Origin of the sequence: Oculatella sp. LEGE 06141, assembly GCF_015207605.1 — a bacterium.
In the GTDB taxonomy this organism is placed as follows: Bacteria; Cyanobacteriota; Cyanobacteriia; order Elainellales; family Elainellaceae; genus Oculatella.
In genome coordinates, this window is sequence record NZ_JADEWO010000065.1 from 1 (window position 1) to 23,340 (window position 23,340).

Below are 23,340 nucleotides of genomic sequence, written 5' to 3' on the forward strand. Positions count from 1 at the left end.
TGTATCAAAAAGGTCGAAAAGTTGCTGAAGGTTTCAAAGCCAATATGAAGATTGTCTTCGACGAGCTTCTACCGCAATGGAATTACACAGCCAAACCAGAATTACAGGTTATTTAATTCACGATCCTAAGTACAGCAATTATCAGATATCGGAACGTGGAAACCCCAATGACCTCTCCAGGTTGGGTCGAGACTTGGAGGCGGTGCTAACCTCATGGTCAATGGGAATAGGATTGTGTAAAAAGCCAATGCTTGAGGTAATTCTCAAGATATGCTGACGTACACACTGCAACTTGGACGTAGACAAACCTAGTAGAGTGAATAAGTCATGAGTCCGTCTTTGCAGACGAGATATGAATGGAACCAATTGCCCTGGAAGAAAATCCAGATCAAAGTGTTCAAGCTCCAACGGCGGATTTACAGAGCCAGTCAACGTGGAAACGTCAAGTTAGTTCACAGACTCCAACGTCTGCTGATTAAGTCCTGGTTTGCTCGATTACTGGCAGTACGACGAATCACTCAAGATAACCAAGGCAAGAAAACAGCGGGGATTGATGGGGTCAAAAACCTCACACCCCGGCAACGCTTGGAACTGTCGCAAATTCTGCGCCAAATTCCCAAGCCTCAGCCACTCCGCCGGATTTGGATCCCTAAACCTGGACAGGACGGCAAACTTCGCCCGTTATCGATTCCCGTCATGACAGATAGGGCAGCCCAAGCGTTGGTCAGACTTGCGCTCGAACCCGAATGGGAAGCAAAGTTGGAACCAAATGTTTACGGCTTCAGGCCCGGACGGTCTTGCCAAGATGCAATTGCAGCAATCTTCAACATGATTTGCTATCGGCCTAAATATGTCCTCGAAGGCGATATCATCGGTTGCTTCGACAACATCTCACACCCAGTCCTATTGGCTAAAACCCAGGCTCCACCAACGATTCGCCGACTCCTGAGCGGTTGGCTCAACTGTGGTGTATTAGATCAAGGAGTCTTTCAACCCACAGAACAAGGAACACCACAAGGGGGAGTGATTTCCCCACTTCTGGCGCTGATTGCTCTGCATGGATTAGAAGCTCATTTGAAATCACTTGGTACAGCAAAACATCCGATTCACGCTGTGTTCTACGCAGATGATTTCGTCGTTCTTGCCAACCAGCAGAGTGATATTCACCGTGTTAAAACAGCGGTAGAACAATGGTTACAGGGCATCGGGTTACAGCTTCATCCAGAGAAAACGAAAGTCAGCCACACGCTCAATGAGCAGGCAGGCTTCGACTTCCTGGGGTTCTGGGTACGGCAATACGTGGTTGGGAAATATGCTGGCAAACAAGGCTTCAAAACCTTGATTAAACCCAGCCGAAAAAGTGAACAGCGACATTTGGCAAAACTCAAACAACTGACTCGCCGCTACGCGCTGATGCCCCAGGCACAGTTGATTGGCGCGCTCAATCCTATTATTGTGGGATGGTGTCAATACTATCGTAGTGCAGTCAGCAAAGCCTCATTCGCCTCACTCTCGGCTCAACTGTTTCAACAGTTGCTTCGCTGGGCTAAGCGCAGACATTCCAACCTCAACAGCCATCAAGTGGTGTCCCGCTATTGGCGAACTCAGCAGAATAGCCACTGGGTCTTCCAGACTCCAGAAGGGTTTTCCTTGTATCGACACGATGCAACACCGATTCGTAGACATGTAAAAGTCAGTGCCAATCGGTCCCCTTACGATGGAGATTGGGTCTATTGGGGAACGCGGTTGAGGCACTACCCTGAACTCGCTCCCCTTAAAGCCGCTCTGCTTAACCCTCTTTCATCATTTAAGCAGAGTTCAATAAGATGCGACGCAGGAGCAAATCGTGAATTACAGGGCAGTAGAATTGCTGCATTCGCTCAATCAATTGTGCGAATCCTTGCTCCAAAGTGGAAATGAAAAACACAGTTAACCACTGTTTGAGGTGGTTAAAGGCAATCCACGGTTCAATCACCAAACGCAAATTATTAAGCAGATTTCTCCAGCCACGTTGGTTGTCCCACCAAGGATGCTGCGTGAAGACTTGCTGAGATAAAGGACACTCAGAGTTGAACGCATCAGCAAACAAACTGACCATTGTGAAGGCACTCATGACGATCTCCCACCAGCGTTCAATCTGCTTGTAGTTCGTCACGCGAAAATCAGCCCACCCCAAAACATCCTTGCTTTGCTTGAGTCCATATTCCACCCAAGTACGATCGCCGTAAGCATCGCCAATTTCATCGAGCTTGATTGCGGGCGCATTGCTCATCACAAACACGGTTGAATTATCCGGTAATGTTTCTGGGTCAGTGGTCAACTCCCAGTACCGCACAGGGCGACGAGTGCCATAGATAATCTCACGCCGATAGCGCACTTCGGTTTCACCATTGCTGAAGGTACGGATGAACTTCTCCCAAGGCTCTGCCGTTACCTCCTGGTCTTGCGGCAACCAGACCCCGTGATTCGAGCGAATCGCCACAATGTAAGGCAACTTGAGCCAAACCAGTGTTGAAACAAAGTTACAGTCACTCTCCCCATACAAACTATCGGCTAAAACCAGATCAAACTGAAATCCCATTGCAAGTAACTCACGAATCATCGTGGCTGCAATTTGTGGTTTCGTCTGGTAGTCCTCTCCAGGTTTGAGCCGTTCTCTCGGCTTATACACCTCAAAGCACAACGGTAAAATCATGCCCTTGAATAACCCGTAAGCGGTGACGACCACAATCCCATTTTCTCGTTTGCCGACATTGCCGATATACTGTCGTTTTACATAATCGGTACTGTTTCCCTTTTTGCAATCTCCGGTTTCATCAATTAACAGGGTCATTGCTTGTTTCTGAGTCAGTTCCAAAATTAGATTTAAGCGACGCTTGCGCAGGCGACTTACTGACCAGGGAGACTCCGTTAACAAGTTATGCAAGCCTTGTTCATTGTATAATCCCACTGCTTTGGCAATGGCTGGCAAAGTCTTGCGTTTGAGTTCTGAAATCATCCCGACATGCAGATATTTGAACGCCTCAAAGCTTCGCACCTCGGGAAATAAGTCGGCATACAGTTCACAATACTCATCGACAAATCGGAGTGTTGGACGAGCTTCTCGTGGCGTAACCATACCCTTCAAATTGGCAACAGGAACATAGCTCTATTTTAATTATTTCTCCCTGGAAGGATGGAAGAGGGTTAAAGAGACGATTGAAACTGAAGAGCTTGAAGCGTATAAAGCTGCTTTGGAAGCATTGAATCCGATGTCTTCAGAACCAAAACCACTGACAGCACGTGAATTGGAAATAGAGCATCAGTTAAAGATTGACCGGGAAAAAGAGTTACCAGTGCTCAAACGAGACGATGATTATTTTATCAAATTGTGTAATCAAGTAATGGCTGGCGAATTGATTTCTCCAGAGGATGCAGACTGGATGCGACGATTGACAAGTATTAGTAAGGGGCGTGGTCTTTTAGCCTCTTTTAAGTTAGAGCCAGAGGATTTGATTGCGAGGCTAGAGCAAATTGTATTAGATTTTACTACCTGATTTCATACACAATCGTAACAATGAAACGCTTTTCCTAGCCAGTAAAGTGTTTCGGGATTCCTAATTCGGGCTTTTCAGAGTAAGGTTGCACGGTTAGTTGCATTGTCAAGGCTTACTTTAAAGCAGCAAGACTCGATTGTTGTTATAAGGTCCATACTTTCAAACCGACCTTACCAAATTTGTAAGAAGGGATTAGGTTAGATCCAAAGGCACTTGGATAATGTTCTACGAACATGTGTCCAATTTTCTTGACGCTGCTACCAAATTGCAGAGTTCGATCTAAATTCATATGTTTCCTTGCAACTTTGGTCAGTAGCCTTCAAGCTTTACTGCGTAATCAATACAGGGTTTCTCTGTAAAATTGCAGCGATCTTAAATCATCTGCACCTCTACAGCTTCTAAGGCGATCGCCTCTTCCAGTTGGGCTACAGGAGCAAAGTTGGTACACAAGAGCGGGAGTCGAACCCGCACGTGACTGTTTTTGAGACAGCCGCCTCTTCCAATTGGGCTACAGGAGTGAGAAATGGGAGGAATACAGGGGATTGACCCAGGCGACTGTTTACCTCCCAACTGCCCCGCCAGGGTTTGAACCTGGAATCTTCGCGCTCTTCGAGCGGGATGTTGCCAGTTACACCACAGGGCATTGAATTGGATGCCGAGGCTGGAGTCGAACCAGCATCTCCGTGATTCAGAGTCACAGCGACTTTCCATGTCGTCCACTCGGCAATGAATGGCTGCCCCAGCAAGAGTCGAACTTGCAACCGTGCGGTTAACAGCCGCCCGCTCCGCCATTGAGCTATGGGGCAATGAGTGGGAAGTGACAGGATTCCCCATTCGGGGACGCTTCGCGAACGAACTGCCATCTCGCCGTCTTCAGCGGCACGTGAGCACCAGCTTCACCAACTTCCCACAAGCGGAGAGCAGAGGAATCGAACCCCTAGCCCAAGGACTACCCTGGTTTTCAAGACCAGTTGCCGACCATTCAGCGGTGCCCTCCATAATTGGCGAGGACGGAGGGACTTGAACCCCCACTCTTCAGGTTCGTAATCTGAGATGTTCATCCAGTTACACCACGTCCTCACGCAGCGGAGAGCAGTGGACTCGAACCACAATTGTTCATCCATCTGTTTAGCAAACAGCGCCGATCGCCTGATCGATTTACTCTCCATAATGTTGTCAATCAAACCGTTGGTAGGTCGGGCTGGAATTGAACCAGCAATGTGATCTCGGCGGTTTTACAGACCGTTTCCCACACCAATAGGCGAGCCGACCTATGTTGAAATTGGCAGTGCAGACGGGACTTGAACCCGTTAATCACACGCTTGAAAGACGTGCCGCAAGGGCGACTTCGCTTCTGCACCATATATGCCGTGCAAGTTGAAAAAGCTGTTGTTCACACACAGGATTTGAACCTGTAGTTGACTGTTCTTGAGACAGTTGCCTTACCATTAGGCGAGTATGTAAGCTTTTTCGATCAGGGCACGACAACGCACAGACGAGGATTTGAACCTCGAACAACGGTTTTGGAGACCGTGATGTTGCCGTTACACCATCTGTGCATTGGTCGCAGCGACGGGAGTCGAACCCGCAATGACCAAGTTATGAGCTTGGGGCTTTGCCGTTAAGCTACGCTGCAATAGTTGGACTCCAGGGTGGGAATCGAACCCACGAATAGTCGGTTTTGCAGACCAACGCCTTCCCACTTGGCGACCTGGAGATTTGGTGGAAACGTGGGGAATTGAACCCTAATCCTGCAACCGTCCGTTTGTTGGTTTCGGAGCAAGTGATGCCAATCCGTTCCCACGAGCGAGGATGACAGGGATCGTAGCTTGCTTCCGCGGAGCGGTACCTGTGACCACTTGTCTCGGAAACAAGTACTCTGTCCATCTGAGCTACATCCTCATTGGGAGCATCGACGGGAGTTGCACCCGCTTCTCCATGCTTGAGAGGCACGGCGACTTCTCTATTCGTCCACGATGCTACAAGGCGAGGGTGATGGGATTTGAACCCACGATCTTCGGTTCGACAAACCGACGCTTTTAACCGGACTAAGCTACACCCCCAAAGGTGGCGATTCAATTGTCTAGGTTCAGAAGGGGGACTACAGAGCCTTTGTGAGAGGTTGCAGTGTTGATACTACAGTTATACTACAAACGTGCTACAAGTTGTCAACCCCGTACTACAACTTTTTTCTTAAGTAGGAGGGCGATCGGGAAAGAAACGGTCGTATCGCCCTCTCCTACTGGGTTTTCCCATTACGCTAGGGAGGAAATGTGGACTTCGCTCATCTGCCACAACTTGTGGATCAGGAATTCAGTGCGATCGCTCATCACGGTTAGGAACATCCCTTCGTGAGCGTCCTTGTCCTCGGCAATCCAGCTTCCGCTCAGCCGGACTTCGACAAACTCTTCATCGACAGCAATGAGGGTGACTACTGAGCCGTACTCCCGATGTAGTGCTGTCTCTAGCACTTCCAGTTCGGGAATATCAGCAGGCAGCAGAAAGGAAGCATGACCGGGTTCGACATGGAGCGTTTGCCCTAACCGCATCGCCAGAAGCACTCGCTCTTGCATCAACAGTTCGGGATTGGTCATGGTTCGCTCCATGTACAGCCCAACGTCGGTGTAGTTCAGCTTCAACATCGGTCATGCCTCCTTTCTGGCTTGAGGTCAGGTGTCAATAGGCTGCTGTTCTTTCCAAAACTGCTCGGCAAAGGCGATCGCAGGATGCATCGGTGCTTTGGGTTTGGTTTGGAGTACCATCCCGGTTTCATGCAGAAGGCGATCGCCTTTGCATGAATTGCACTTCTCGCAGGCGGTCACTACGTTGTCCCAGGTATGGGTTCCACCCTTTGATCAGGGAATGACGTGATCTAGCGTCAGGTGCCTGGTGCTGCCGCAGTACTGACAGGTGTGGTTATCGCGGCGGAAGACTTCCCGCCGATTCACAGGAGGAAGCTTCCAGTGCCGCTCTGGATTGCCACTGGTCAACCGGATATGGTCTGGAATCTGTAGTACGACACTGGGAGAGCGAACTTCCCATTGCTGGGTGCTGCTGAACTCCAGAGTCTCCGCCTGTCCGGTAACCAGCAGAACGATCGCCCGTTTGATGTTGATCCGCGCCAGGGGCAGGTAGTTCTTAGAGAACACCACAACCTGGTTTTGGAGTATTGGAATTTTCTGTCGCTGTTCGGTCTGCATCAGTTTTCTCCTCAAAAAATAACCCCCGCCTCTGATGACCAGGAGCGGGGGTTGGGGAAGTTGATATGCTTTTCCCTATGTCGGTGTCAGGATTGCCCTGCACCTCCCGCTGCTAGTGAGTTCATCCGGATTGAGTCGTCCGGCGTTCGCGGAGCGTTCCGCACGAATTGTGCTATCAATGCCTTCGCTGACGGATTTACCGCCGCTAAACCAATACGTCCCCTCAAACGCAAACAGCGCCGCTGCTCTGCCTAGACCGTGTTGAGGTCGGCACTGCATGGCGCTGGCTAAGGTGGCGTGAAAGATGCGTATCATGGAAGGCTGTAGTGTTTGTGTTACAAATCCGAATGTCTACATACTACACTTGTAGTATTAGATTGTCCACCCGGGAATTGAAATTTAGGATGTTCGGTTATGGATACACGCAAGCGGGGCAGCACTTCGGAAATGCAGGTCACGAGTATTCGATTGGAACCCGAACTGAAGGAGCGATTGCGGGAGATTTCTGGTGAACAGGGCTATCAAACTCTAATTCGAGAAGTGCTTTGGCAGTTTGTGGAGCAGCAGATGGGAGAGAATGAGGTGCAATCGTATTCCTCTGAAGATAGGCGATCGCCCTCTCGTCCCCCACTGTTATCTATGTCGGATATTCGAGCGACGTTTAGGGCAGTCTCTCAACAAGAAGAGCAATGTGCCATTACAGGGCAGCGTATTCAACCACAGCAAGAGATGCTGTTAGGGTTAACAACAAACGGGGAGATTATTGCTCTCAGTATGGCGATCGCTTAATAGTGCTTCCAGTAATAGGCATCGATCCGAGATACGTGTAAAAATCTATCATATAGGCATCAAAGCTTTGCTGGATCTGCAAAGGCCTCAATTAAACATGAATCCTTCCCGACAATATCGGCGCTAACAACCATGTCATATCCATCTAAACCCTCTGCTGAGCCTTGTGTAACAACCTTCGATGAGTTTGTGCAATTGGCAGATTATTCTCTAATGGATACCTTAAATGCCGATCCTGATGCCACGGTCGATGGTGATGATCACCGGGCCCGCCAGGTTTTTTCTGGTCATTTCGTACCTGTGACACCCACGCCGCTTGCAGACCCAGAATATGTCGCTCATAGCCGCACTTTTTTTAAGGAACTTGGGTTGAGCGATGGACTGGCGCTGAATGAAAAATTTCGCCGTGTATTTTCTGGGGATCTCTCTGCTGTCCATGAGCCGATGCGTCAGGTGGGCTGGGCGACGGGTTATGCCCTGTCGATTTATGGCACCGAATATACCCAACAATGTCCATTTGGTACGGGTAATGGTTATGGCGATGGTCGAGCAATATCTGTATTTGAAGGAATCATCAATGGACAGCGCTGGGAAATGCAATTGAAAGGGGGTGGCCCAACGCCTTATTGCCGGGGTGCCGACGGGCGCGCTGTCCTCCGATCAAGTGTGCGCGAGTTTCTAGCGCAAGACTACATGCAGGCGTTAGGTGTGCCAACATCGCGCTCTTTGACACTGTATGTTTCTAAATCTGAGACCGTTACCCGGCCTTGGTATTCTCAAGACTCCGACTCTATTGACCCTGATGTTTTGGTGGACAATCCTGTGGCCATTTCAACTCGCGTTGCACCCTCCTTTTTGCGTGTTGGTCAGCTAGAGTTATTTGCCCGCCGCACTCGCAGCAATGCTCATCCAAAAGCATTAGAAGAGTTGAGCATGATAGTGTCGCACTTAGTTGAGCGAGAGTACAAAAGCGACATTCATCAAAGCCTTGGTTTTGCCGATCAATTAGTGGAGTTGGCTAAGCTATTTCGCCAGCGTCTCACTTCACTGGTGGCGAATTGGCTACGGGTTGGTTATTGCCAGGGTAATTTTAACAGTGACAACTGCGCGGCTGGAGGCTTTACCCTAGACTATGGACCCTTTGGATTTTGTGAAAAATTTGACCCTTGGTTTCAACCTTGGACGGGTGGCGGCGAGCACTTTTCATTCTTCAATCAGCCCATTGCAGCAGAAGCAAATTATTTCATGTTTTGGAAAGCAGTGAGACTGCTACTGACAGAAGATGCTGAAGCGTTAGAACAGTTCGACCAAGTAGGCCGCGGCTTTTCAGAAGCCATGCAAACACAAATCCAAAAAATGTGGGCGGACAAACTTGGCTTAACTGAATATCACCCACAGCTATTTGAAAAATTAATGCAGTTAATGACTGACTCAGAGGTCGATTACACCATTTTCTTCCGCGAGTTATCCCATATCCCAGATGATATCTCAGCATTGAAGAAAAGCTTCTACGTTAAAACGTCACCCCAACTCGATGAACAATGGCAATCTTGGCTAAAAAGCTGGCGCGACCTCATCATTAACGACGGCAATTTGGCTGAGATATCAACAAAGATGAAACAGACGAACCCAAAATACACATGGCGAGAGTGGTTGATTGCCCCTGCCTATCAACAAGCCATGCAGGGTGACTATACTTTAGTAAAAGAGTTGCAAGAAGTCCTTAGCTATCCCTATGATGAGCAATCACAAGACGTAGAAGATAAATACTATCGTCTAAGACCTCAGGCGTTTTTTAACACGGGTGGCGTGTCGCACTATAGCTGTTCATCTTAAATTAGAAGTCGAAGCCGTCTATTGCTATTCCAGTGGGTTATAGCCTGGCTTCTTGTAGAGCTTCTCTGGGTTGTTCAAGATTTCTGGTTGATAGACTGTCTCTACCCAATCCTCTGGGTTGATTTCTTCGATCGCGACTGAAATCGAGTCTTCGCTGCTTTCGAGAATTGACATAGCGTCTTTCACGATTCGCTCGACAAACTGAACTTTCTGCTGCTCCGACCTGCCGGGATAAAGCTTGATGCTGATATGAGGCATTGGTTTTTCTCCTTCAGTACTTTGCTGAACAAAGTTTAAAGCCATTGGGTGCGGAGGTCATTCTCATGACCAGGGACGAGCAGACAATTATTGGGTGAAAATTCGATCCACTGCCTGGATTTAGTTAACGTTTATTGGCGGGTATCGTTCCTTTCAGCGATTAATGTTCAACTTATCTCTATCTGACTATTCTCAGATTATTACTGCTTATCATCGGGAATACAAGCGGTTCAGCTTACACACAGTATTACCCCAATTCCTGTCAAATGGGATACAGCCATTTGCGGAAGAGTCGAGTTAGACGAGGCATAATCACATAGGTGAGCAGGGCAACTGTTAGACCTGTAATCAACAACGATCTGAACAATACCGGAAGCCTTCCTAGTACTGGCACTAGCAAACGATTGAGAATAGATATGGTAAAGAATACCGCCAGCCATGTGACGATCGCCATTTTGTAGCGAGGCGGTGGAGCCTTCATAGGTTTGTTAGGAAGCGTAAACCATGTTTCCAGTCCCGTCAGGGTTTGAATGGTTTCAGGCTTTTCAATCAAGGGCTGTAACCGCTCCAACCATTCCTGTCGCATGCTGGATTCTAACCAGATTTTGAGGTTGTTGTAATGATCAAATCTGACAATTGCCACATATTCAGGATGAGCATGATCACGGGGTCGAATCACGCTAACCCCTAAATGTCCCTTAAACTGATGGGCAGCCGTTGCAATTCCGTGCAACCACTCCTCATACCCTTGCTCGCGCCCAGATCGAATGAGATGAGAAATGACAGCTGTCACCTGGTGAGTTTCTTCGTCTGTCCCTACTACCAGTGGATCTAGCATTAGACGTGACCTCAAAAAACCTAGAACTCGACGCTTAAGTTAACCCATGTTTATTTTCGCCATGTAGTACTGGTTGTAAGGGGTGCGATAATGCCTAATACGCGATCGCTCAACTGCTCTGGAGCTTAACAATCGTTTTTGTTCCAGCAGCGTCACTAATCGAAAGGGCGACAATCTGACCACTTGAACTTTGTTCCGTTAAATCTTCGGTCGGTGCATCGATCGTATGCGCGTAAGACACATCAGTTTTACCGACTTCGATCACCAAATCATCTCCCTTACCAGGACGATCGTAGACAATCGCCATCAACGGTGCGTTCTGAATCAGTTCTTCATCACCCAGTTCTGAATTGATGATTTCAATTGAAATATGCCGTCCCCGATTGCCATTGGAAAACTGGTCAAAGAATTCGCCCCAGCGATCACTTGGCACAGATTTGTTAATCTCTTTGTTACTGACCATAATATGACTCTCTAATAGACGACGAGCAAAGACAACTGAGCATGACATGAATTCACGTCAGGTCAAACACTAAAACTTCAGCGTTCTCTTCACCAACAAACTCCAACGCTTCGCCCTCTACAGCGGCTCCATCGCCCTGGTGAAGTAATTTACTGTTGAGCAAGACACTGCCCCTGGCGACCTGCACCCAGAAATGGCGATCACTCTCCGGCAAGCTTACAGATTCCCCTGGTGCCAGCACAGTGGCATAAAGGTTCAGATCTTGATGGACGGTGACAGAACCCTCACGCCCATCTTGAGAGGCAATCAGGCGCAGAGTGCCACGCTTTTCGACTTCTGAATAAGCCTTTTGTTCATAGCCAGGAGGTAAATTCTTCTGGTTTGGCAAGATCCAGATTTACAAGAAATGAACCGGGTCGCGATCGGAGTGGTTATATTCACTGTGGGTCACGCCTGTACCTGCGGTCATCCGCTGTATTTCTCCTGGACGCATTACTGCTCGGTTGCTCAGGCTATCTTGATGTTCCAGCGCACCGTCTAACACATAGGTAATAATTTCCATGTTGCGATGGGCATGTTGACCAAATCCCTGGTTCCCGGCAACACGGTCTTCATTGATCACTCGCAGATCGCGAAAGCCCATGTGAGCAGGGTCATAGTAGTTGGCAAAGGAAAAGGTGTGGTAAGAGTCCAACCAACCGTGGTTCGCATATCCTCGCTCTTCGGCTCGACGTACTGTAATCATTGGTTCCTCCTGAAGTGGAAATAGAAAGTACGAATGGAAGTTTGGTTTTACAGCAGTGGAAATCCAAGTCGGTGTAGTTTCTCCTTCAACTGTTCACGCTCCCCCAATGCTTGTGCTGTAGCAACCCGTTTGAGGGAATGTTCTACCCAGTCACCTGTGACATTCATCTGCTGAGACTTGTAGAAGTGTTGCATCACTTCGTTGTACTGAGCGATCGCCGCTTCTTGCTGGACAAGATCGTATGTTTCGTGATGAAGTACCGCCGCTTGAGGTAATCGGGGTTTGACCGTCGCTAAGTTTGCTTGATCAGGGTATCCGATACACAACCCGAAAACCGCAAACAACTGAGGTGGTAACTGAAGCGTTTCAGCAACTTGTTCCGGTTGGTTGCGGATACCTCCAATGTAGACGGTGCCTAACCCTAGCGACTCCGCTGCGACTGTGGCATTTTGTGCTGCCAGTGCTGTATCAATTACGGCTGTAACAAACATCTCCAGGTAATCCAATCCATCAGTGGTCATCTCCTGCTGGGTAGCAAGGTAATTCAACCGAGCTAGGTCTGCTAGCCAAACGAGAAACATAGGGCACTGGCGGATGTGTGCCTGGTTGCCTGCGAGTTGAGATAGGGTGTTTTTCCGTACCGGATCTTGAACGGCAACGACGCTCCAGGTTTGGAGATTCGAGGAGGTTGCTGCCGATTGAGCCGCCGAAATCAGAGTTTCCAAGGTTAGCGACGGCAATGCATTGGGTAGGTAGGCTCGCACTGAGCGGTGAGACAGCAATGTTGCCAGGGTTTCATTCCAAAGGTGTTCTGGATTGAAAACACTGCTGCCGTAACGCTCTCGAATTAAATCCGTTGGGTTGAGTAAAAGCATGAGTTATCAGGGGGCACTTCAATTTATGGTTTCATTCAATGAACTTAAACAACCACATTATCGATGTAGCACCAGCGCCAATCTTCGCCAGGTTCAAAGGATTGGATAATCGGATGCTGGGTCGCGTGAAAATGTTTTGTTGCGTGTTTGTTTTTAGAAGAATCACAGCAACCGACATGACCGCAGAGCAGGCAAAGGCGTAGATGAACCCAGCGATCGCCCATTGCTAAACATTCCTCACAACCGTTGGCGCTCGGCGTCACTGAATGAATTTGGCTGAGGTGGGTACAGGATTGACTCATGATTACTCCAGATTAGGCTTGCTTGCGAATGGACGATCAGGAGGCAGTGAGGTCGTGCTCCGCTCGATAGAATGGCGACAGGGTTGGATAGTCCGTGTAGCCAGACTCACTTCCCCCATAGAACGTTTTGATGTCGCCTTCAGCCAGTGGGGCATTGAGCCGCAGGCGTTCCACTAAGTCAGGGTTGGAGATGAATGACCGCCCGAAAACAACGGCATCAGCCCGTCTGCTTGCAATAGCTGCATCGCCCCGTTGGCGATCGAATCCACCTACAGCCAGGAGAGTTCCGTGGTAAACGGGACGGAGGAGATCGATGGGATTGAAGTTTGGCGCAGTGCCCCTGGTGTAATCTCGGTCATACCCAACGTGCAAATAGGCTAAACCCAGGAGATTGAGGGCTTTGGCGACATGGAGATACGTTTCGGCAGGATTGTCATCAAATGTGTCATTGACGGTAAAACCGGGGGCAATCTTGACCCCAACCTGCTTCGCTCCCCGGACGCTACAGAGCGCATTCACCACTTCCAGCGTAAAGCGAGTTCGATTCTCCAATGAGCCACCATAGGCGTCTGTGCGGTGATTGGAGCCACTGACCTGAAACTGGTTGGGGAGGTATCCGGTTGCGGCATGCAGTTCCACGCCATCGAAACCTGCTTCAATTGAAAGTTCTGCTGATCGACGATACTCTTCTACAACCTGGGGAATTTCGTCTAACGCCAACGGACGAGGGGTTTCAAAAGGAACCTTGCCATCCCAAACGCGGATTTCTTCTGACAGGATTGGAATTGCCGAAGGAGCAATTGGGCGGGCATGATTGGGTAACAGGGAGGAGTGTGTCACTCGTCCAGCGTGCATCAGTTGCACAAATATCCGACCTCCGGCAGCATGAACCGCATCGGTCACCTTGCGCCAACCTGCAACCTGTTCCTGGTTGTGCAGCCCAGGGGCGGTTGTGTACCCACGCCCCATTGGGCTCGGATGGGTTCCTTCTGTAATAATGAGTCCCGCTGTTGCACGCTGAGCGTAGTATTCGACCATTAAAGGCGTGGGGATGCAGTCAGGAGTGGCTCGAAGGCGAGTCAGCGGAGACATGATAATTCGATTAGGCAGGTCAAGGGAACCAAGCTTGATCGGTGTAAATAACCCTGGTTTGTCCGACATGAGTATTTCCCATTTTGCAGAAAGTCTAACCATGCCAGGTTAATGGCAGGAGAGTCTTTGCGAGAGCTATCCGCCATTAACAGTTCACTTCCTGAACGGATAGCCTTTACGACCGAATGAATTCCAGGAGGTCAGCATTGATCTCCTCCGCATGGGTCGTTGGCATACCGTGTGGAAAACCGTGGTAGGTTTTCAATATCGCGCCCTTCACCAACTTGGCACTCAACGGGCCAGAATCTTCATAGGGGACAATCTGGTCGTCTTTACTATGCATGACCAAAGTTGGCACCGAGATTTTCTTCAGATCTTCTGTGAAGTCGGTTTGGGAGAAAGCGACGACGCCATCATAGTGAGCCTTCGCGCCGCCCATCATGCCTTGCCGCCACCAATTCTGAATCACACCCTGAGATACGATCGCGCCTGGTTGGTTGTAGCCGTAAAAGGGGCCGGCTGGCACATCCCAATAGAATTGTGCCCGGTTGGTGGCTACCTGTGTTTGGTAGTCGTCAAATACTTCTTTGGGTAAACCGCCAGGATTTGCAGGGGTCTTGACCATCAGCGGCGGTACTGCACTAATGAGAACTGCCTTGGCAACTCGACTTTCGCCGTGGCGGGCGATGTAATGCACAACCTCCCCACCCCCCGTGGAGTGACCGACATGGACAGCATCCCTTAAATCAAGATGCTCTGTCAGCGCAGCGAGATCGTCAGCGTAATGATCCATATCGTGTCCGTCGCTGCCTTGACTCGATCGCCCGTGTCCTCGTCGATCATGGGCAATCACACGAAAGCCACGATCCAAGAAGAACATCAGTTGAGCGTCCCAGTCGTCAGATGATAGGGGCCAGCCGTGGCTAAAGACAATCGGTTGTCCAGTACCCCAATCTTTGTAGTAGATTTGGGTTCCATCTTGGGTTGTAATAGTACTCATGGAAATTCTCCTGAATGAATCATGAATTGTTCTTGTTCTTACTCTTTTGGTTCAAAAATTAAATCTAGCTGCGAACCACGGGCGTATCCACTAAATGTTCAGATAGGAACCAAACCTGTAGCTCATGGGTTCGCAACGCCTGACTGACCAACATATCATTCGTGCCACTGTCTTGATTTGCGGCAGTTTTGTCGATCGCTTCTCTCAGCTCTTGAATAATCAGCTCATGAGCTTCTAGCAGACGCGATAGCATCACGGGCACTTCTTCCACTCCGTTGGGGGGGCGTTTTACCTTAGTGACTTCTGCTACATGGCGCGGGTCAGCAATCGCCACACCTCCCAGGGTTTGCACCCGCTCTCCCATAACATCAATCAACTCGATCAGTTCATCAGCATGTTTGTCGAGTAACAAATGCAGTTGATAAAACGTATGTCCCCGCATCATCCAGTGATGTTTTTTGTACAGATGATAGAGAATGATCGTGTCTGCCAAAATCTGATTCACGAGTGTACAGCTTTCGCTACGAGCTTCAACGTTGAGGGCGATTGGCGGATTAATCAGGCTACCATAGGGCTGAATTTCGTGTCCGTGCTGATGGAGTAAAGGTTGACTGGCATCGGCTTTAGCGAGGCTGTTTAGACTTGAAGTAGACATCACACTTGTCTCCTGTAATGGGTAATGCTTACGCTACGACTGCATCTATCAATGAACCGACCTTTGGAACTCTGTTGCCACAGAGCATCACTACGTTGGTGTCGTCACCAACACCGCCCATAGCCGCTCAAAATCATCTTTTTGTTCTGATTGGTTTACTTGGACTTAATCACCTATAGGGATATCGCTTCTACCAATTGCTGAATGTTCCAACGGCTAATATATCGAATTCCATTGATGAACAAAGCTGGGGCAGTTGTAACTCCGCTTTGATATCCACCCTGAATGTGATGATGAATGCGATCGAGATACACTCGTTTGGATAGATCGTGGAGAAACTGAGGAATATTGAGTTTCAGATTGTTGGCGTACTCCACTAAATAACCATTGCTTAAGGTAGATTGGTGATCGAACAAAATATCATGCATCTGCCAAAATTGGTTCTGAGCCGCTGCTGCTTCCGCCGCTTCTGCTGCTCGTTGAGCATAAGGGTGAATCTGCACCTGCGGAAAGTGACGGAAAATGAAACACAAATCGTTTCCTCCTGAAAAAACGCCAGGCTGTTGTTGAATCGCTTGAATGAGTCGATAAACATCCGCACTTTGAGGAGATTGATAGTCTCCATACATCACCAGCGCCACCGCAGCACTTAGAGCACCTTGAATATGATCTTGGGTTGACGGTGGAACGAATAACGAACTGCGGTTATGATCCTTGCTCACAGACACCTCTGAGGGAAAGGAGAGAGATCGCAACTGATCGCTCTAACACCCTCTTGCTACAGTCTTTTAGAAGCAAACCTTGAGTTTTTAACAGATGTTGTTGCCTCGGTTTGCATGAATTCAATATAGAAAACTGGCTCCTGTTTGTCGTCCACTTAGAGTTGACACTTTTATCTCTTAGAATGATTGATGCATCAATCATTCTTGAAAGGGAGGGTTTACTCCAACTTAAGTTGGACTGCTCACTCAAACCTGAGCCACCTACAAACTGACAATTCCTCGCTTCACCGCCATAATCACTGCTTGAGTGCGATCGCTCACTCCCAGTTTGCTTAAAATACGATTGATATGAGATTTGACAGTGCTTTCACCGATATTTAACGCAGTGGCAATATCGAGATTATTCATCCCCTGTGCCATCAAGCTGAGTACCTCTAACTCTCTCGCACTCAGTTCTGGAGTATTTATCCGCTGTACCAGTTTTGCCCCCACCTCTGGCGGAATATACTGCTGCCCCCGATGCACTGTGCGAACGGCATTGAGCAGTTCGTTGGACTTGGTATCCTTGAGCAGGTAACCTTTTGCCCCTGCCTGCAATCCCCGATAGATATCTTCATCGCCATCGTAAGTTGTCAACACGATAATCCGGGCAGGTTTAAATTCAGCACAAATTGCAGTAATGGCTTCAACGCCTCCTATTTGGGGCATTCGCAAATCCATTAACGTTACGTCCGGTTGGTGTTCTCGATACAGGTCGATCGCCTGTTGTCCATCTTCAGCTTGACCAATCACTGTCATATTAGGATCACGGTCAATGATCGTTGTCAATCCTTGTCTAAACACCGCATGGTCATCGGCAATGAGAACCCGAATTAGGCTGGATTCGATCGTCATATTTCTCCTGCTCGATTAACGATGACAACAATTTCCGTTCCCCGTCCAGGTTGGCTCCGAATATTCAATTGCGCTCCAATGTGCGCTGCTCGTTCGCTCATCCCTAATAAACCAAACCCACCGCTCCCTGGAACACTACCCACGCCAAAACCCTGCCCATCATCCTTCACGCGCAAACGGCAGTGGGCATCGTCATACCCTAATTCCACTCGAACTTCCTGGGCATGGGCGTACTTAATGGCATTGGTGAGTGCCTCCTGTCCAATTCGCAGTAAGTTGTTCTCTACTTCACCGGGTAAGGAATAGATGGTTCCTTGAACGTCGTAAATCAGAGTCGTGTCGGTTACGGATCGCATTTGAGTCACAAGGCGTTGCAGGGCGCTTGATAAATCCCCTTCTTCTAATAACTGAGGACGCAGGGCTGAGACGGAACGACGCGCTTCACTCAGTCCAGTTCGTGCTAACTCATCAATCAACTCCAGATGGAATTGAGCTGCTTCGACATCGTCCGTTAGTACCTGGGTTGCCCCATCAGCTTGAACGAGAATCCCTGTAAACGCTTGTGCTAACGTATCGTGAATTTCCCGTGCCATCCGGTTACGTTCTTCCAGAATTGAAGCCGCTTCTGCGCGTTTGCGATCGCTAATATCTGTGACCAACCCGTAGTATCCTTTCACTTGAGCATTGACATCAAAATCGGGGATATAGATCGCACTGATATGCTTGTTGCCCGATGGATAGAACAGTTCTGCCTCGTAGGTTATGGTCTGTCCTGCCAAGGCTTGCTGAATATACGGCTTAATCCTCTCATAGGCTTCACCCAGAATTTCACAATTTAGCTTACCGATAATCTCATCCCGACTCCGGTTAAACCAGATCGCACAGGCATGATTCACAAATCGATAGCGGTGATTATGATCGGTATAGAAGATACAAACGGGGAGAGCATCGGCGAGCATTCGTAGTTCCTGTTCGCGCGTGCGTACCTCGGTTTCACTTTCCCGCAAAGCGGCTGTTTGCTCCACCACCTGTTGTTCCAACGTCCGGTTGTAATCCGCTAACAGTTTCTCGGCTTGGCGTCGTTCTGTAATGTCTTGAAAGGCAGCGATCGCATAAATTACCTTGCCTTGTTGGTCGAAAATAGGAGTTCCCCAAGACTCAATCGGAATTCTGGCGTTACTCTGGCGAATTTCCATGTCCTCAACGGTGGTACGTTCACCCTTCAATGCCCGAATCAGCGGCATCCTTTCGGTTGGATAGGGTTGATTCGTTCCTTGCAGATAAATCTGATAAACCTCGGAGAATTGCTCTGGTGGCACAGAAGAATCAATGCCTTGCCCCAGAAGCTGAATCCCTCGCTGATTTACATAATAGGGACAACCCGCCTCATCCACCACGGCAATACCCACTGGAATGGCTTCTAGAAATTCTTGCAGGCGAGTTTCATTTTGGGCAAGGGTCTGGTTCAACGTTTGCAGTTCGGCAAATGCTGTTTGCAGCCGCTGCGCCATGCCATTAAATGAGTTTGCCAGTTCCCCTAATTCATCTGAACGTTTAATATGAACAACTTGATTCCATTTGCCTGCCGCGATCGCTTTCGCGGATTGGTTTAAACTCAGTACTGGCTTGGTAATCCAGCGGGCGATTAAGACGCATAGAATAAAGGCTGCAATTAACGCCACAATACAGAGAGCCAGTGTATCCCGAATATTCGCCTGAATTTGTCCTAAATAGTCTGCCTCTGGAATCACCGTCACAATCAACCAATCTAATCCGTACCCATCCTTAAACGGTGTCACCTCAGCGAGTTGGCGATTGTTGTGGATGTTAAAGTCAAATTGCTCAGAGGTTTGAATGCGATTGAAATCACCAAAGCGATCGCTTAACTGCTGAGCCGTTGCCTGAATGATCGGATTGCTACTTTGCGCTGCAAGCAAACGCCTGGTATTTTCATCCTGTCCAGTTGTCATCGGCTCGTTGGCTGACGTTGCCACTAATTGCCCAGACCGCTCCATGATAAAAATATGACCCGTCTTCCCAACATTGAGACTTTTGAGAAACTCGCTCATTTGTTGGGGTAGAAAAATATCGGTTCCACAGACCCCAATCAACTTGCGAGTCTCTGGATCGTAAACGGGTAAACTGGCAGCAATGGCAGGATCAAAGGTTGGCACCACTAAGTAAATATCGCTCCAAGTCGGTTCACCTGCTGCCACCGCTGCTCTGTACCAGGGACGAACAGTTGGATTAAATGGCTCAGTACCTTTTTCCAACTCTTGAGTGCGGTTTCCCTGAGCATCGAGACTGTAGTAGTAGGGAACATACTGGGTAGACGCAGTACTCACCCAGCTTTGCAGTTTTCTGCCGCCGATCTTGCCTGCCCCCAATACATTACCTTTCACATCGCCACAGAAAATAAAAGTGACGGTTGGAAAAATCTCAACCTGCTGCCAAAAATTTTGTTCGCCCCTGGCATCCGCAATATTAATATCCCCTCGCGCCAGGGCGATCGCATTCAGACGATTGACCGTATGAGCCGCTTTTGTAGAAGTATTCAGCTTCTCCTCAATCTGACGCACAATCTTATTTCGCAGTTGAGTTGAAACCTCATTAACAGCTTTTTGTCCATTTCTAAAGGACAAATATCCCACAATCCCAACAGTACCTGTCAACAGCAGCATCAAAGGCACGATGAGAACGATCCGCAGTGGCAGTTTGTTGGGAAGATCGGCAATCTCATCAACCCATGATTTGATGCTCATCTAACAAAAAACGATGTTAAGGCAGGTCTAGTTTGTTGCCTTTCTTGGAAGGCTTTACAATCTGTCACCCTAGACATTGAACGGAATCAAATAAAAGAGCATCCATCTTGAGTCAGGTTTTCGGAATGTCTTTAAGTTTTTTACAAAAGGAATCAATGCATATGATTGATTGCTAAACGATTGCTGTCTCACAACTCGCCTAAACCCGGACATTAGCAAGATATTGATGGACAAACTGTACACAGATTGAACCTTCACCCACACCGGATGCAACCCGCTTGATCGAGCCATGCCGGACATCACCAACCGCGAATACCCCAGGAACGTTTGTTTCGAGCAAATAGGGGTCACGATCGAGTCGCCAGCCCTTTGGACGGCAACCACTCGATTGACTAGTACTCCGTTTGAGGTCAGAACCCGTAATAATAAAGCCGCGATCGTCACACTCCACTGAACCATCGAGCCATTCCGTCCGAGGAACCGCTCCAATAAAAATAAACAATGATGTCGCGGCGACTGTTTCGCTCTCACCTGTAACCGCGTTTTCAACGACGATCGCCTCCAAACTGTTGTTTCCTTTGGCTTCTACGACCCTGGTATAGGTTTTTACGACGATATTTGAGGTCTCAGCAATCTGCTCGATCAAGTATTGCGACATACTTTTGGTCAACGACTCGCCCCGCACCAGCATCGTCACCTGACAGGCATACTTGGAGAAAAACATGGCTGCCTGTCCAGCAGAGTTGGCACCTCCCACGATGTGAACGTCTTCTCCCTGACAGGCGATCGCTTCAGCTTGAGCCGCCCCGTAGTACACCCCTGCTCCGGTGAGGCGATCGAGTCCCGGTACATCCAATCGTCGCCACGACACCCCCAATGCCAGAATCAGAGCGTGGCAACTAATTTCACTGCCATTGGATAACGTGATGAAGCGATAGGGATCTTCTACACGCATCGCCGTTACACCTTGAGGACTGAGGATCTCAACGCCAAAACGTTTTGCCTGAGCCACCGCCCGCCGCGCTAAATCCCCTCCACTGAGACCCGACGGAAAGCCGAGATAGTTTTCAATCCGTGAACTGGTGCCCGCCTGTCCACCCGGTGCTTCGCGTTCGATCAACACCGTATGCAGTCCCTCGGACGCACCATAAACTGCCGCTGCCAGCCCTGCCGGCCCACCACCCACGATCACCAGGTCATAGAATGGCTTTTCAGCGCGGGTGTGAAGTCCCATTTTCTCGGCAACCTGGGCGATCGAGGGTTGCACCAGGCTGATGCCATCCGGAAACAACAGCAGGGGCAAAGACAGGCGATCGCACTCTGTCAGGTTTGCTAATGTGCGCCCCTCTTCAGACAGTTCAATATCCAGCCATTGATAGGGAATTTGATTGCGGGCTAAGAAGTCCTTCATGTCATGGGACTGGGGCGACCAGCGATTGCCGATCACGCGAAGACCTTCAAACGCAGGACGAAAACTGGCAAACCAATCATCCAGCAGATCGTTTAAGACTGGGTAGAGCCGCTCTTCCGGTGGGTCCCACGGCTTGAGCAAATAGTAATCAATCTGTACACTGTTAATCGCCCGAATCGCGGCATCGGTATCCGCATAGGCAGTCAGCAACACCCGTTTGGCATCTGGAAAAAGTGGTAACGCCTGTTCGAGAAACTCGACGCCGTTCATTTGAGGCATCCGTTGATCGACCAGAAACAGGGCAACCGACTCGTTACGGAGTTTGAGCGTTTGGGTGAGGTCGATCGCGGCTGCTCCAGAATCAGCTCGCAAAATCCGAAAACGGTTGCCATACTGCTGCCGCAAATCTCGTGCCACAGCTTGTAAAACATCTGGATCATCGTCAACAGTCAAAATGACGGGTTTAGCCATGAGGATTACCTGCGATCAAAAATTTCTATGTTGCCAACGGTAAACGGATTGAGAAGCGAGTCTTACCGGGTTGTGACTCTAGAGCGATCGTGCCTTGGTGACGGTTTTCTACAATCCGCCGGACGGCATCTAAACCCAGACCTGCGCCCTTGCCGACTGGTTTGGTCGTGAAGAAGGATTCAAAAATGCGCGATTGAATCTCAGGTGGAATCCCTGCCCCAGAATCCGTAATTTGCACACAAACAGCGTTCCCGTCTCGTATTGTCGTAATTTCAAGCCGACCTTGACCGTCCATCGCATCGATCGCATTATCAATCAGGTTTGTCCACACCTGGTTAAGTTCACTCCCATAAGCCTTGATTGGTGGCAGGTTGCAGTCATAATGACGAGAAACTTCAATGCCAGACTTGAGCTTATAGGAAAAGATTTTCAAGGTATCCTCAAGTCCCTGATGCACATCTACGAATTGCTGCACGCCCTGATCGAGGTAAGAGTAAGCCTTCATTGCCTGCACCAGATCTTTAATGCGTTCTGCGCCGCGCAACCCACTTTTAATCATGGATACGACATCAAACGAGAGCGCCAACCAGCGCACACCGATGTCTCTGAGTTCTGTCGGATCATCTTTCCAGCGTGCCGTCAAAGCGTTTAAAGTCTCTACCGTCACACCCCCACTGGCTAACGGTTCCGCCAGGTTCCAGGGATTTGCCACCCCATACGCTTCCAGCCAATCGAGCAACTGATCCTCGCGATCGCTCAGTGTTGCCAAATTCAGGCGATCGTGCAAAATCGCGTCATATCCCTCATCACGGGTTTGTATCCATTGCTGCGTGTGCGCGGACTCAACCTGACGCTGTCCATAGACCAGGTTCATTCGCTGGAGTTCCATCATCGCGGGGATGACATCTCTCAACGCATGAACGACAGCCGCTGCCGGATTATTCAGTTCATGGGCTAAACCCGCTGCCAGCGTCCCCAAAGCTGCCATCTTCTCGCGCCCCCGAACAAACGATTCGACCCCCCGCAATCGCTGTGCCATGACTCGAAACACTGTCCGCTCAAACGCTCGGCACTCATGGAGCAGCGTGCGGAAGTCCTCTCCCGCCAGTTCATAAAGTAGACAGTTTGTCATGGCGTGTAGCGTCACCGGCATCGGTTCATCCGTCAGAACGGGTACATCCGCAAAGTATGCCGGGGCTTCATGCTGCCCAATTGGAATATCTAAGCCTTCACTGAGGCGAGTGACCCCAATTTGACCTGCAATTAAAAGGAATACTCCCCGTTCGGCATCACCTTCCTGCACCAGCGTTTCCCCAGCCGTGAGTTCGACTTTATCAACGCGATCGCACACCCACTGAAGCCTTTCTAAAGGGAGGTATTGAAAGAGTTCAAGTTTGGAGAGATCTTCGATACAGAGCATCCGTTCATATCCTCATTGCCTGTTCCTTAAACAATTTGTCTTGACGAGGTTTCCTGCCGCTCTATGCATTG

Annotated in this window: 20 protein-coding genes, 15 tRNA genes and 2 pseudogenes; 4 read left to right on the forward strand and 33 right to left on the reverse strand. The window is 49.2% G+C overall.

Translation table 11 applies throughout. The annotated features are described in order from the left end of the window. Window positions 1-327: 327 nt before the first annotated feature. Entirely contained in the window at window positions 328-1,920 is a 1,593-nt protein-coding gene (ltrA, locus tag IQ268_RS27140; RefSeq protein WP_193885773.1) for a group II intron reverse transcriptase/maturase, read from the forward strand. Here the strand turns inward: ltrA and IQ268_RS27145 are convergent. Beyond that, complete coding sequence (locus IQ268_RS27145) at window positions 1,808-3,118, reverse strand: IS701 family transposase (RefSeq protein WP_193885775.1); 1,311 nt, start codon at window positions 3,116-3,118, stop codon at window positions 1,808-1,810. The two genes, ltrA and IQ268_RS27145, sit on opposite strands and share 113 nt — an antisense overlap. Window positions 3,119-3,251: 133 nt before the next feature. On the opposite strand from IQ268_RS27145, the gene IQ268_RS27150 reads away from it, so the two are divergent. Beyond that, a complete protein-coding gene (locus IQ268_RS27150; RefSeq protein WP_193885778.1) occupies window positions 3,252-3,536 on the forward strand; it encodes a hypothetical protein in 285 nt (94 codons plus the stop codon). 570 nt (window positions 3,537-4,106) lie between these two features. Here the strand turns inward: IQ268_RS27150 and IQ268_RS27155 are convergent. The 18 genes and pseudogenes from IQ268_RS27155 to IQ268_RS27240 form a co-directional block, all read right to left on the reverse strand. Beyond that, a tRNA-Phe gene (locus IQ268_RS27155) sits at window positions 4,107-4,179 on the reverse strand. Window positions 4,180-4,185: 6 nt separating this feature from the next. Next, a tRNA-Gln gene (locus IQ268_RS27160) sits at window positions 4,186-4,262 on the reverse strand. Between the two features lie 5 nt (window positions 4,263-4,267). Next, window positions 4,268-4,342, reverse strand: a tRNA-Asn gene (locus tag IQ268_RS27165). A gap of 5 nt (window positions 4,343-4,347) precedes the next feature. Beyond that, window positions 4,348-4,445 (reverse strand) — tRNA-Phe (locus IQ268_RS27170). Between the two features lie 5 nt (window positions 4,446-4,450). Beyond that, window positions 4,451-4,533 (reverse strand) — tRNA-OTHER (locus IQ268_RS27175). Between the two features lie 5 nt (window positions 4,534-4,538). Beyond that, window positions 4,539-4,616 (reverse strand) — tRNA-Arg (locus tag IQ268_RS27180). A gap of 109 nt (window positions 4,617-4,725) precedes the next feature. After that, window positions 4,726-4,809: transfer RNA gene (locus tag IQ268_RS27185), tRNA-Tyr, on the reverse strand. Between the two features lie 10 nt (window positions 4,810-4,819). Continuing rightward, a tRNA-Glu gene (locus IQ268_RS27190) sits at window positions 4,820-4,897 on the reverse strand. Between the two features lie 32 nt (window positions 4,898-4,929). Then, a tRNA-Leu gene (locus tag IQ268_RS27195) sits at window positions 4,930-4,994 on the reverse strand. Between the two features lie 30 nt (window positions 4,995-5,024). Beyond that, window positions 5,025-5,095, reverse strand: a tRNA-Trp gene (locus IQ268_RS27200). A gap of 2 nt (window positions 5,096-5,097) precedes the next feature. Further along, window positions 5,098-5,172, reverse strand: a tRNA-Ile gene (locus tag IQ268_RS27205). Between the two features lie 5 nt (window positions 5,173-5,177). Beyond that, window positions 5,178-5,253: transfer RNA gene (locus tag IQ268_RS27210), tRNA-Cys, on the reverse strand. Between the two features lie 90 nt (window positions 5,254-5,343). After that, a tRNA-Arg gene (locus IQ268_RS27215) sits at window positions 5,344-5,438 on the reverse strand. 2 nt (window positions 5,439-5,440) lie between these two features. Continuing rightward, window positions 5,441-5,517 (reverse strand) — tRNA-Glu (locus IQ268_RS27220). A 6-nt stretch (window positions 5,518-5,523) separates the two neighbouring features. Then, window positions 5,524-5,599, reverse strand: a tRNA-Asp gene (locus IQ268_RS27225). A gap of 192 nt (window positions 5,600-5,791) precedes the next feature. Beyond that, window positions 5,792-6,178 carry an alr0857 family protein gene (locus IQ268_RS27230; protein ID WP_193885779.1) on the reverse strand — a complete coding sequence of 129 codons (387 nt, stop codon included), beginning with the start codon at window positions 6,176-6,178 and terminating at the stop codon, window positions 5,792-5,794. 27 nt (window positions 6,179-6,205) lie between these two features. Then, window positions 6,206-6,736: pseudogene (locus IQ268_RS33565) on the reverse strand (HNH endonuclease). Window positions 6,737-6,811: 75 nt separating this feature from the next. Next, on the reverse strand, window positions 6,812-7,051 hold the full coding sequence (locus IQ268_RS27240; RefSeq protein WP_193885781.1) for a hypothetical protein: 240 nt from the start codon (window positions 7,049-7,051) through the stop codon (window positions 6,812-6,814). 99 nt (window positions 7,052-7,150) lie between these two features. Here IQ268_RS27240 and IQ268_RS27245 point away from each other — a divergent pair, with 99 nt between their 5' ends. Further along, on the forward strand, window positions 7,151-7,525 hold the full coding sequence (locus tag IQ268_RS27245; protein WP_193885783.1) for a hypothetical protein: 375 nt from the start codon (window positions 7,151-7,153) through the stop codon (window positions 7,523-7,525). Window positions 7,526-7,657: 132 nt separating this feature from the next. After that, window positions 7,658-9,361, forward strand: a complete 1,704-nt coding sequence (locus tag IQ268_RS27250; RefSeq protein ID WP_193885785.1) for a YdiU family protein — start codon at window positions 7,658-7,660, stop codon at window positions 9,359-9,361. A 24-nt stretch (window positions 9,362-9,385) separates the two neighbouring features. On the opposite strand, the gene IQ268_RS27255 is transcribed toward IQ268_RS27250, so the two are convergent. The 14 genes and pseudogenes from IQ268_RS27255 to IQ268_RS27320 all read right to left on the reverse strand — a co-directional run bounded on the left by IQ268_RS27255 (window position 9,386) and on the right by IQ268_RS27320 (window position 23,269). Beyond that, window positions 9,386-9,619: a tautomerase family protein gene (locus tag IQ268_RS27255; protein ID WP_193885787.1), complete on the reverse strand. Its 234-nt coding sequence runs from the start codon at window positions 9,617-9,619 to the stop codon at window positions 9,386-9,388. A 262-nt stretch (window positions 9,620-9,881) separates the two neighbouring features. Continuing rightward, window positions 9,882-10,457: an antibiotic biosynthesis monooxygenase gene (locus tag IQ268_RS27260; protein WP_193885789.1), complete on the reverse strand. Its 576-nt coding sequence runs from the start codon at window positions 10,455-10,457 to the stop codon at window positions 9,882-9,884. Between the two features lie 109 nt (window positions 10,458-10,566). Next, a complete protein-coding gene (locus IQ268_RS27265) occupies window positions 10,567-10,920 on the reverse strand; it encodes a DUF5335 family protein (RefSeq protein ID WP_193885791.1) in 354 nt (117 codons plus the stop codon). Window positions 10,921-10,972: 52 nt separating this feature from the next. Then, window positions 10,973-11,665, reverse strand: a pseudogene (locus IQ268_RS27270) (pirin family protein). A gap of 47 nt (window positions 11,666-11,712) precedes the next feature. Beyond that, window positions 11,713-12,540: an NADPH-dependent oxidoreductase gene (locus IQ268_RS27275; protein WP_193885793.1), complete on the reverse strand. Its 828-nt coding sequence runs from the start codon at window positions 12,538-12,540 to the stop codon at window positions 11,713-11,715. 44 nt (window positions 12,541-12,584) lie between these two features. Further along, on the reverse strand, window positions 12,585-12,842 hold the full coding sequence (locus IQ268_RS27280) for a ubiquitin carboxyl-terminal hydrolase 14 (protein WP_193885795.1): 258 nt from the start codon (window positions 12,840-12,842) through the stop codon (window positions 12,585-12,587). Between the two features lie 36 nt (window positions 12,843-12,878). Beyond that, window positions 12,879-14,003, reverse strand: a complete 1,125-nt coding sequence (locus IQ268_RS27285) for an alkene reductase (RefSeq protein WP_193885797.1) — start codon at window positions 14,001-14,003, stop codon at window positions 12,879-12,881. Between the two features lie 106 nt (window positions 14,004-14,109). Then, window positions 14,110-14,934 (reverse strand): alpha/beta fold hydrolase, encoded by an 825-nt coding sequence (locus IQ268_RS27290; RefSeq protein ID WP_193885799.1) that lies wholly within the window; start codon window positions 14,932-14,934, stop codon window positions 14,110-14,112. A gap of 64 nt (window positions 14,935-14,998) precedes the next feature. Beyond that, window positions 14,999-15,589: a Dps family protein gene (locus tag IQ268_RS27295; protein WP_193885801.1), complete on the reverse strand. Its 591-nt coding sequence runs from the start codon at window positions 15,587-15,589 to the stop codon at window positions 14,999-15,001. 173 nt (window positions 15,590-15,762) lie between these two features. Then, the gene (locus IQ268_RS27300; protein ID WP_193885803.1) at window positions 15,763-16,311 is read right to left on the reverse strand and encodes a DsbA family protein; all 549 of its coding nucleotides are present in this window, start codon (window positions 16,309-16,311) and stop codon (window positions 15,763-15,765) included. Between the two features lie 261 nt (window positions 16,312-16,572). After that, the gene (locus IQ268_RS27305; RefSeq protein WP_193885805.1) at window positions 16,573-17,205 is read right to left on the reverse strand and encodes a response regulator transcription factor; all 633 of its coding nucleotides are present in this window, start codon (window positions 17,203-17,205) and stop codon (window positions 16,573-16,575) included. Beyond that, a complete protein-coding gene (locus IQ268_RS27310; protein WP_193885807.1) occupies window positions 17,202-19,967 on the reverse strand; it encodes a PAS domain-containing protein in 2,766 nt (921 codons plus the stop codon). The genes IQ268_RS27305 and IQ268_RS27310 overlap by 4 nt, the downstream gene beginning before the upstream one ends. A 199-nt stretch (window positions 19,968-20,166) precedes the next feature. After that, the gene (locus IQ268_RS27315; protein ID WP_193885809.1) at window positions 20,167-21,849 is read right to left on the reverse strand and encodes a response regulator; all 1,683 of its coding nucleotides are present in this window, start codon (window positions 21,847-21,849) and stop codon (window positions 20,167-20,169) included. A 25-nt stretch (window positions 21,850-21,874) separates the two neighbouring features. Further along, window positions 21,875-23,269, reverse strand: a complete 1,395-nt coding sequence (locus IQ268_RS27320; RefSeq protein ID WP_193885811.1) for a sensor histidine kinase — start codon at window positions 23,267-23,269, stop codon at window positions 21,875-21,877. Window positions 23,270-23,340 lie beyond the last annotated feature (71 nt).

What these genes read in the sequence shown, in the direction of transcription:
- ltrA (WP_193885773.1), top strand. Translation starts at nt 328, where the DNA reads ATGAGTCCGTCTTTGCAGACGAGATATGAATGGAACCAATTGCCCTGG.
- IQ268_RS27145 (WP_193885775.1), bottom strand. Translation starts at nt 3,118, where the DNA reads ATGGTTACGCCACGAGAAGCTCGTCCAACACTCCGATTTGTCGATGAG.
- IQ268_RS27150 (WP_193885778.1), top strand. Translation starts at nt 3,252, where the DNA reads ATGTCTTCAGAACCAAAACCACTGACAGCACGTGAATTGGAAATAGAG.
- IQ268_RS27230 (WP_193885779.1), bottom strand. Translation starts at nt 6,178, where the DNA reads ATGTTGAAGCTGAACTACACCGACGTTGGGCTGTACATGGAGCGAACC.
- IQ268_RS27240 (WP_193885781.1), bottom strand. Translation starts at nt 7,051, where the DNA reads ATGATACGCATCTTTCACGCCACCTTAGCCAGCGCCATGCAGTGCCGA.
- IQ268_RS27245 (WP_193885783.1), top strand. Translation starts at nt 7,151, where the DNA reads ATGGATACACGCAAGCGGGGCAGCACTTCGGAAATGCAGGTCACGAGT.
- IQ268_RS27250 (WP_193885785.1), top strand. Translation starts at nt 7,658, where the DNA reads ATGTCATATCCATCTAAACCCTCTGCTGAGCCTTGTGTAACAACCTTC.
- IQ268_RS27255 (WP_193885787.1), bottom strand. Translation starts at nt 9,619, where the DNA reads ATGCCTCATATCAGCATCAAGCTTTATCCCGGCAGGTCGGAGCAGCAG.
- IQ268_RS27260 (WP_193885789.1), bottom strand. Translation starts at nt 10,457, where the DNA reads ATGCTAGATCCACTGGTAGTAGGGACAGACGAAGAAACTCACCAGGTG.
- IQ268_RS27265 (WP_193885791.1), bottom strand. Translation starts at nt 10,920, where the DNA reads ATGGTCAGTAACAAAGAGATTAACAAATCTGTGCCAAGTGATCGCTGG.
- IQ268_RS27275 (WP_193885793.1), bottom strand. Translation starts at nt 12,540, where the DNA reads ATGCTTTTACTCAACCCAACGGATTTAATTCGAGAGCGTTACGGCAGC.
- IQ268_RS27280 (WP_193885795.1), bottom strand. Translation starts at nt 12,842, where the DNA reads ATGAGTCAATCCTGTACCCACCTCAGCCAAATTCATTCAGTGACGCCG.
- IQ268_RS27285 (WP_193885797.1), bottom strand. Translation starts at nt 14,003, where the DNA reads ATGTCGGACAAACCAGGGTTATTTACACCGATCAAGCTTGGTTCCCTT.
- IQ268_RS27290 (WP_193885799.1), bottom strand. Translation starts at nt 14,934, where the DNA reads ATGAGTACTATTACAACCCAAGATGGAACCCAAATCTACTACAAAGAT.
- IQ268_RS27295 (WP_193885801.1), bottom strand. Translation starts at nt 15,589, where the DNA reads ATGTCTACTTCAAGTCTAAACAGCCTCGCTAAAGCCGATGCCAGTCAA.
- IQ268_RS27305 (WP_193885805.1), bottom strand. Translation starts at nt 17,205, where the DNA reads ATGACGATCGAATCCAGCCTAATTCGGGTTCTCATTGCCGATGACCAT.
- IQ268_RS27310 (WP_193885807.1), bottom strand. Translation starts at nt 19,967, where the DNA reads ATGAGCATCAAATCATGGGTTGATGAGATTGCCGATCTTCCCAACAAA.
- IQ268_RS27315 (WP_193885809.1), bottom strand. Translation starts at nt 21,849, where the DNA reads ATGGCTAAACCCGTCATTTTGACTGTTGACGATGATCCAGATGTTTTA.
- IQ268_RS27320 (WP_193885811.1), bottom strand. Translation starts at nt 23,269, where the DNA reads ATGCTCTGTATCGAAGATCTCTCCAAACTTGAACTCTTTCAATACCTC.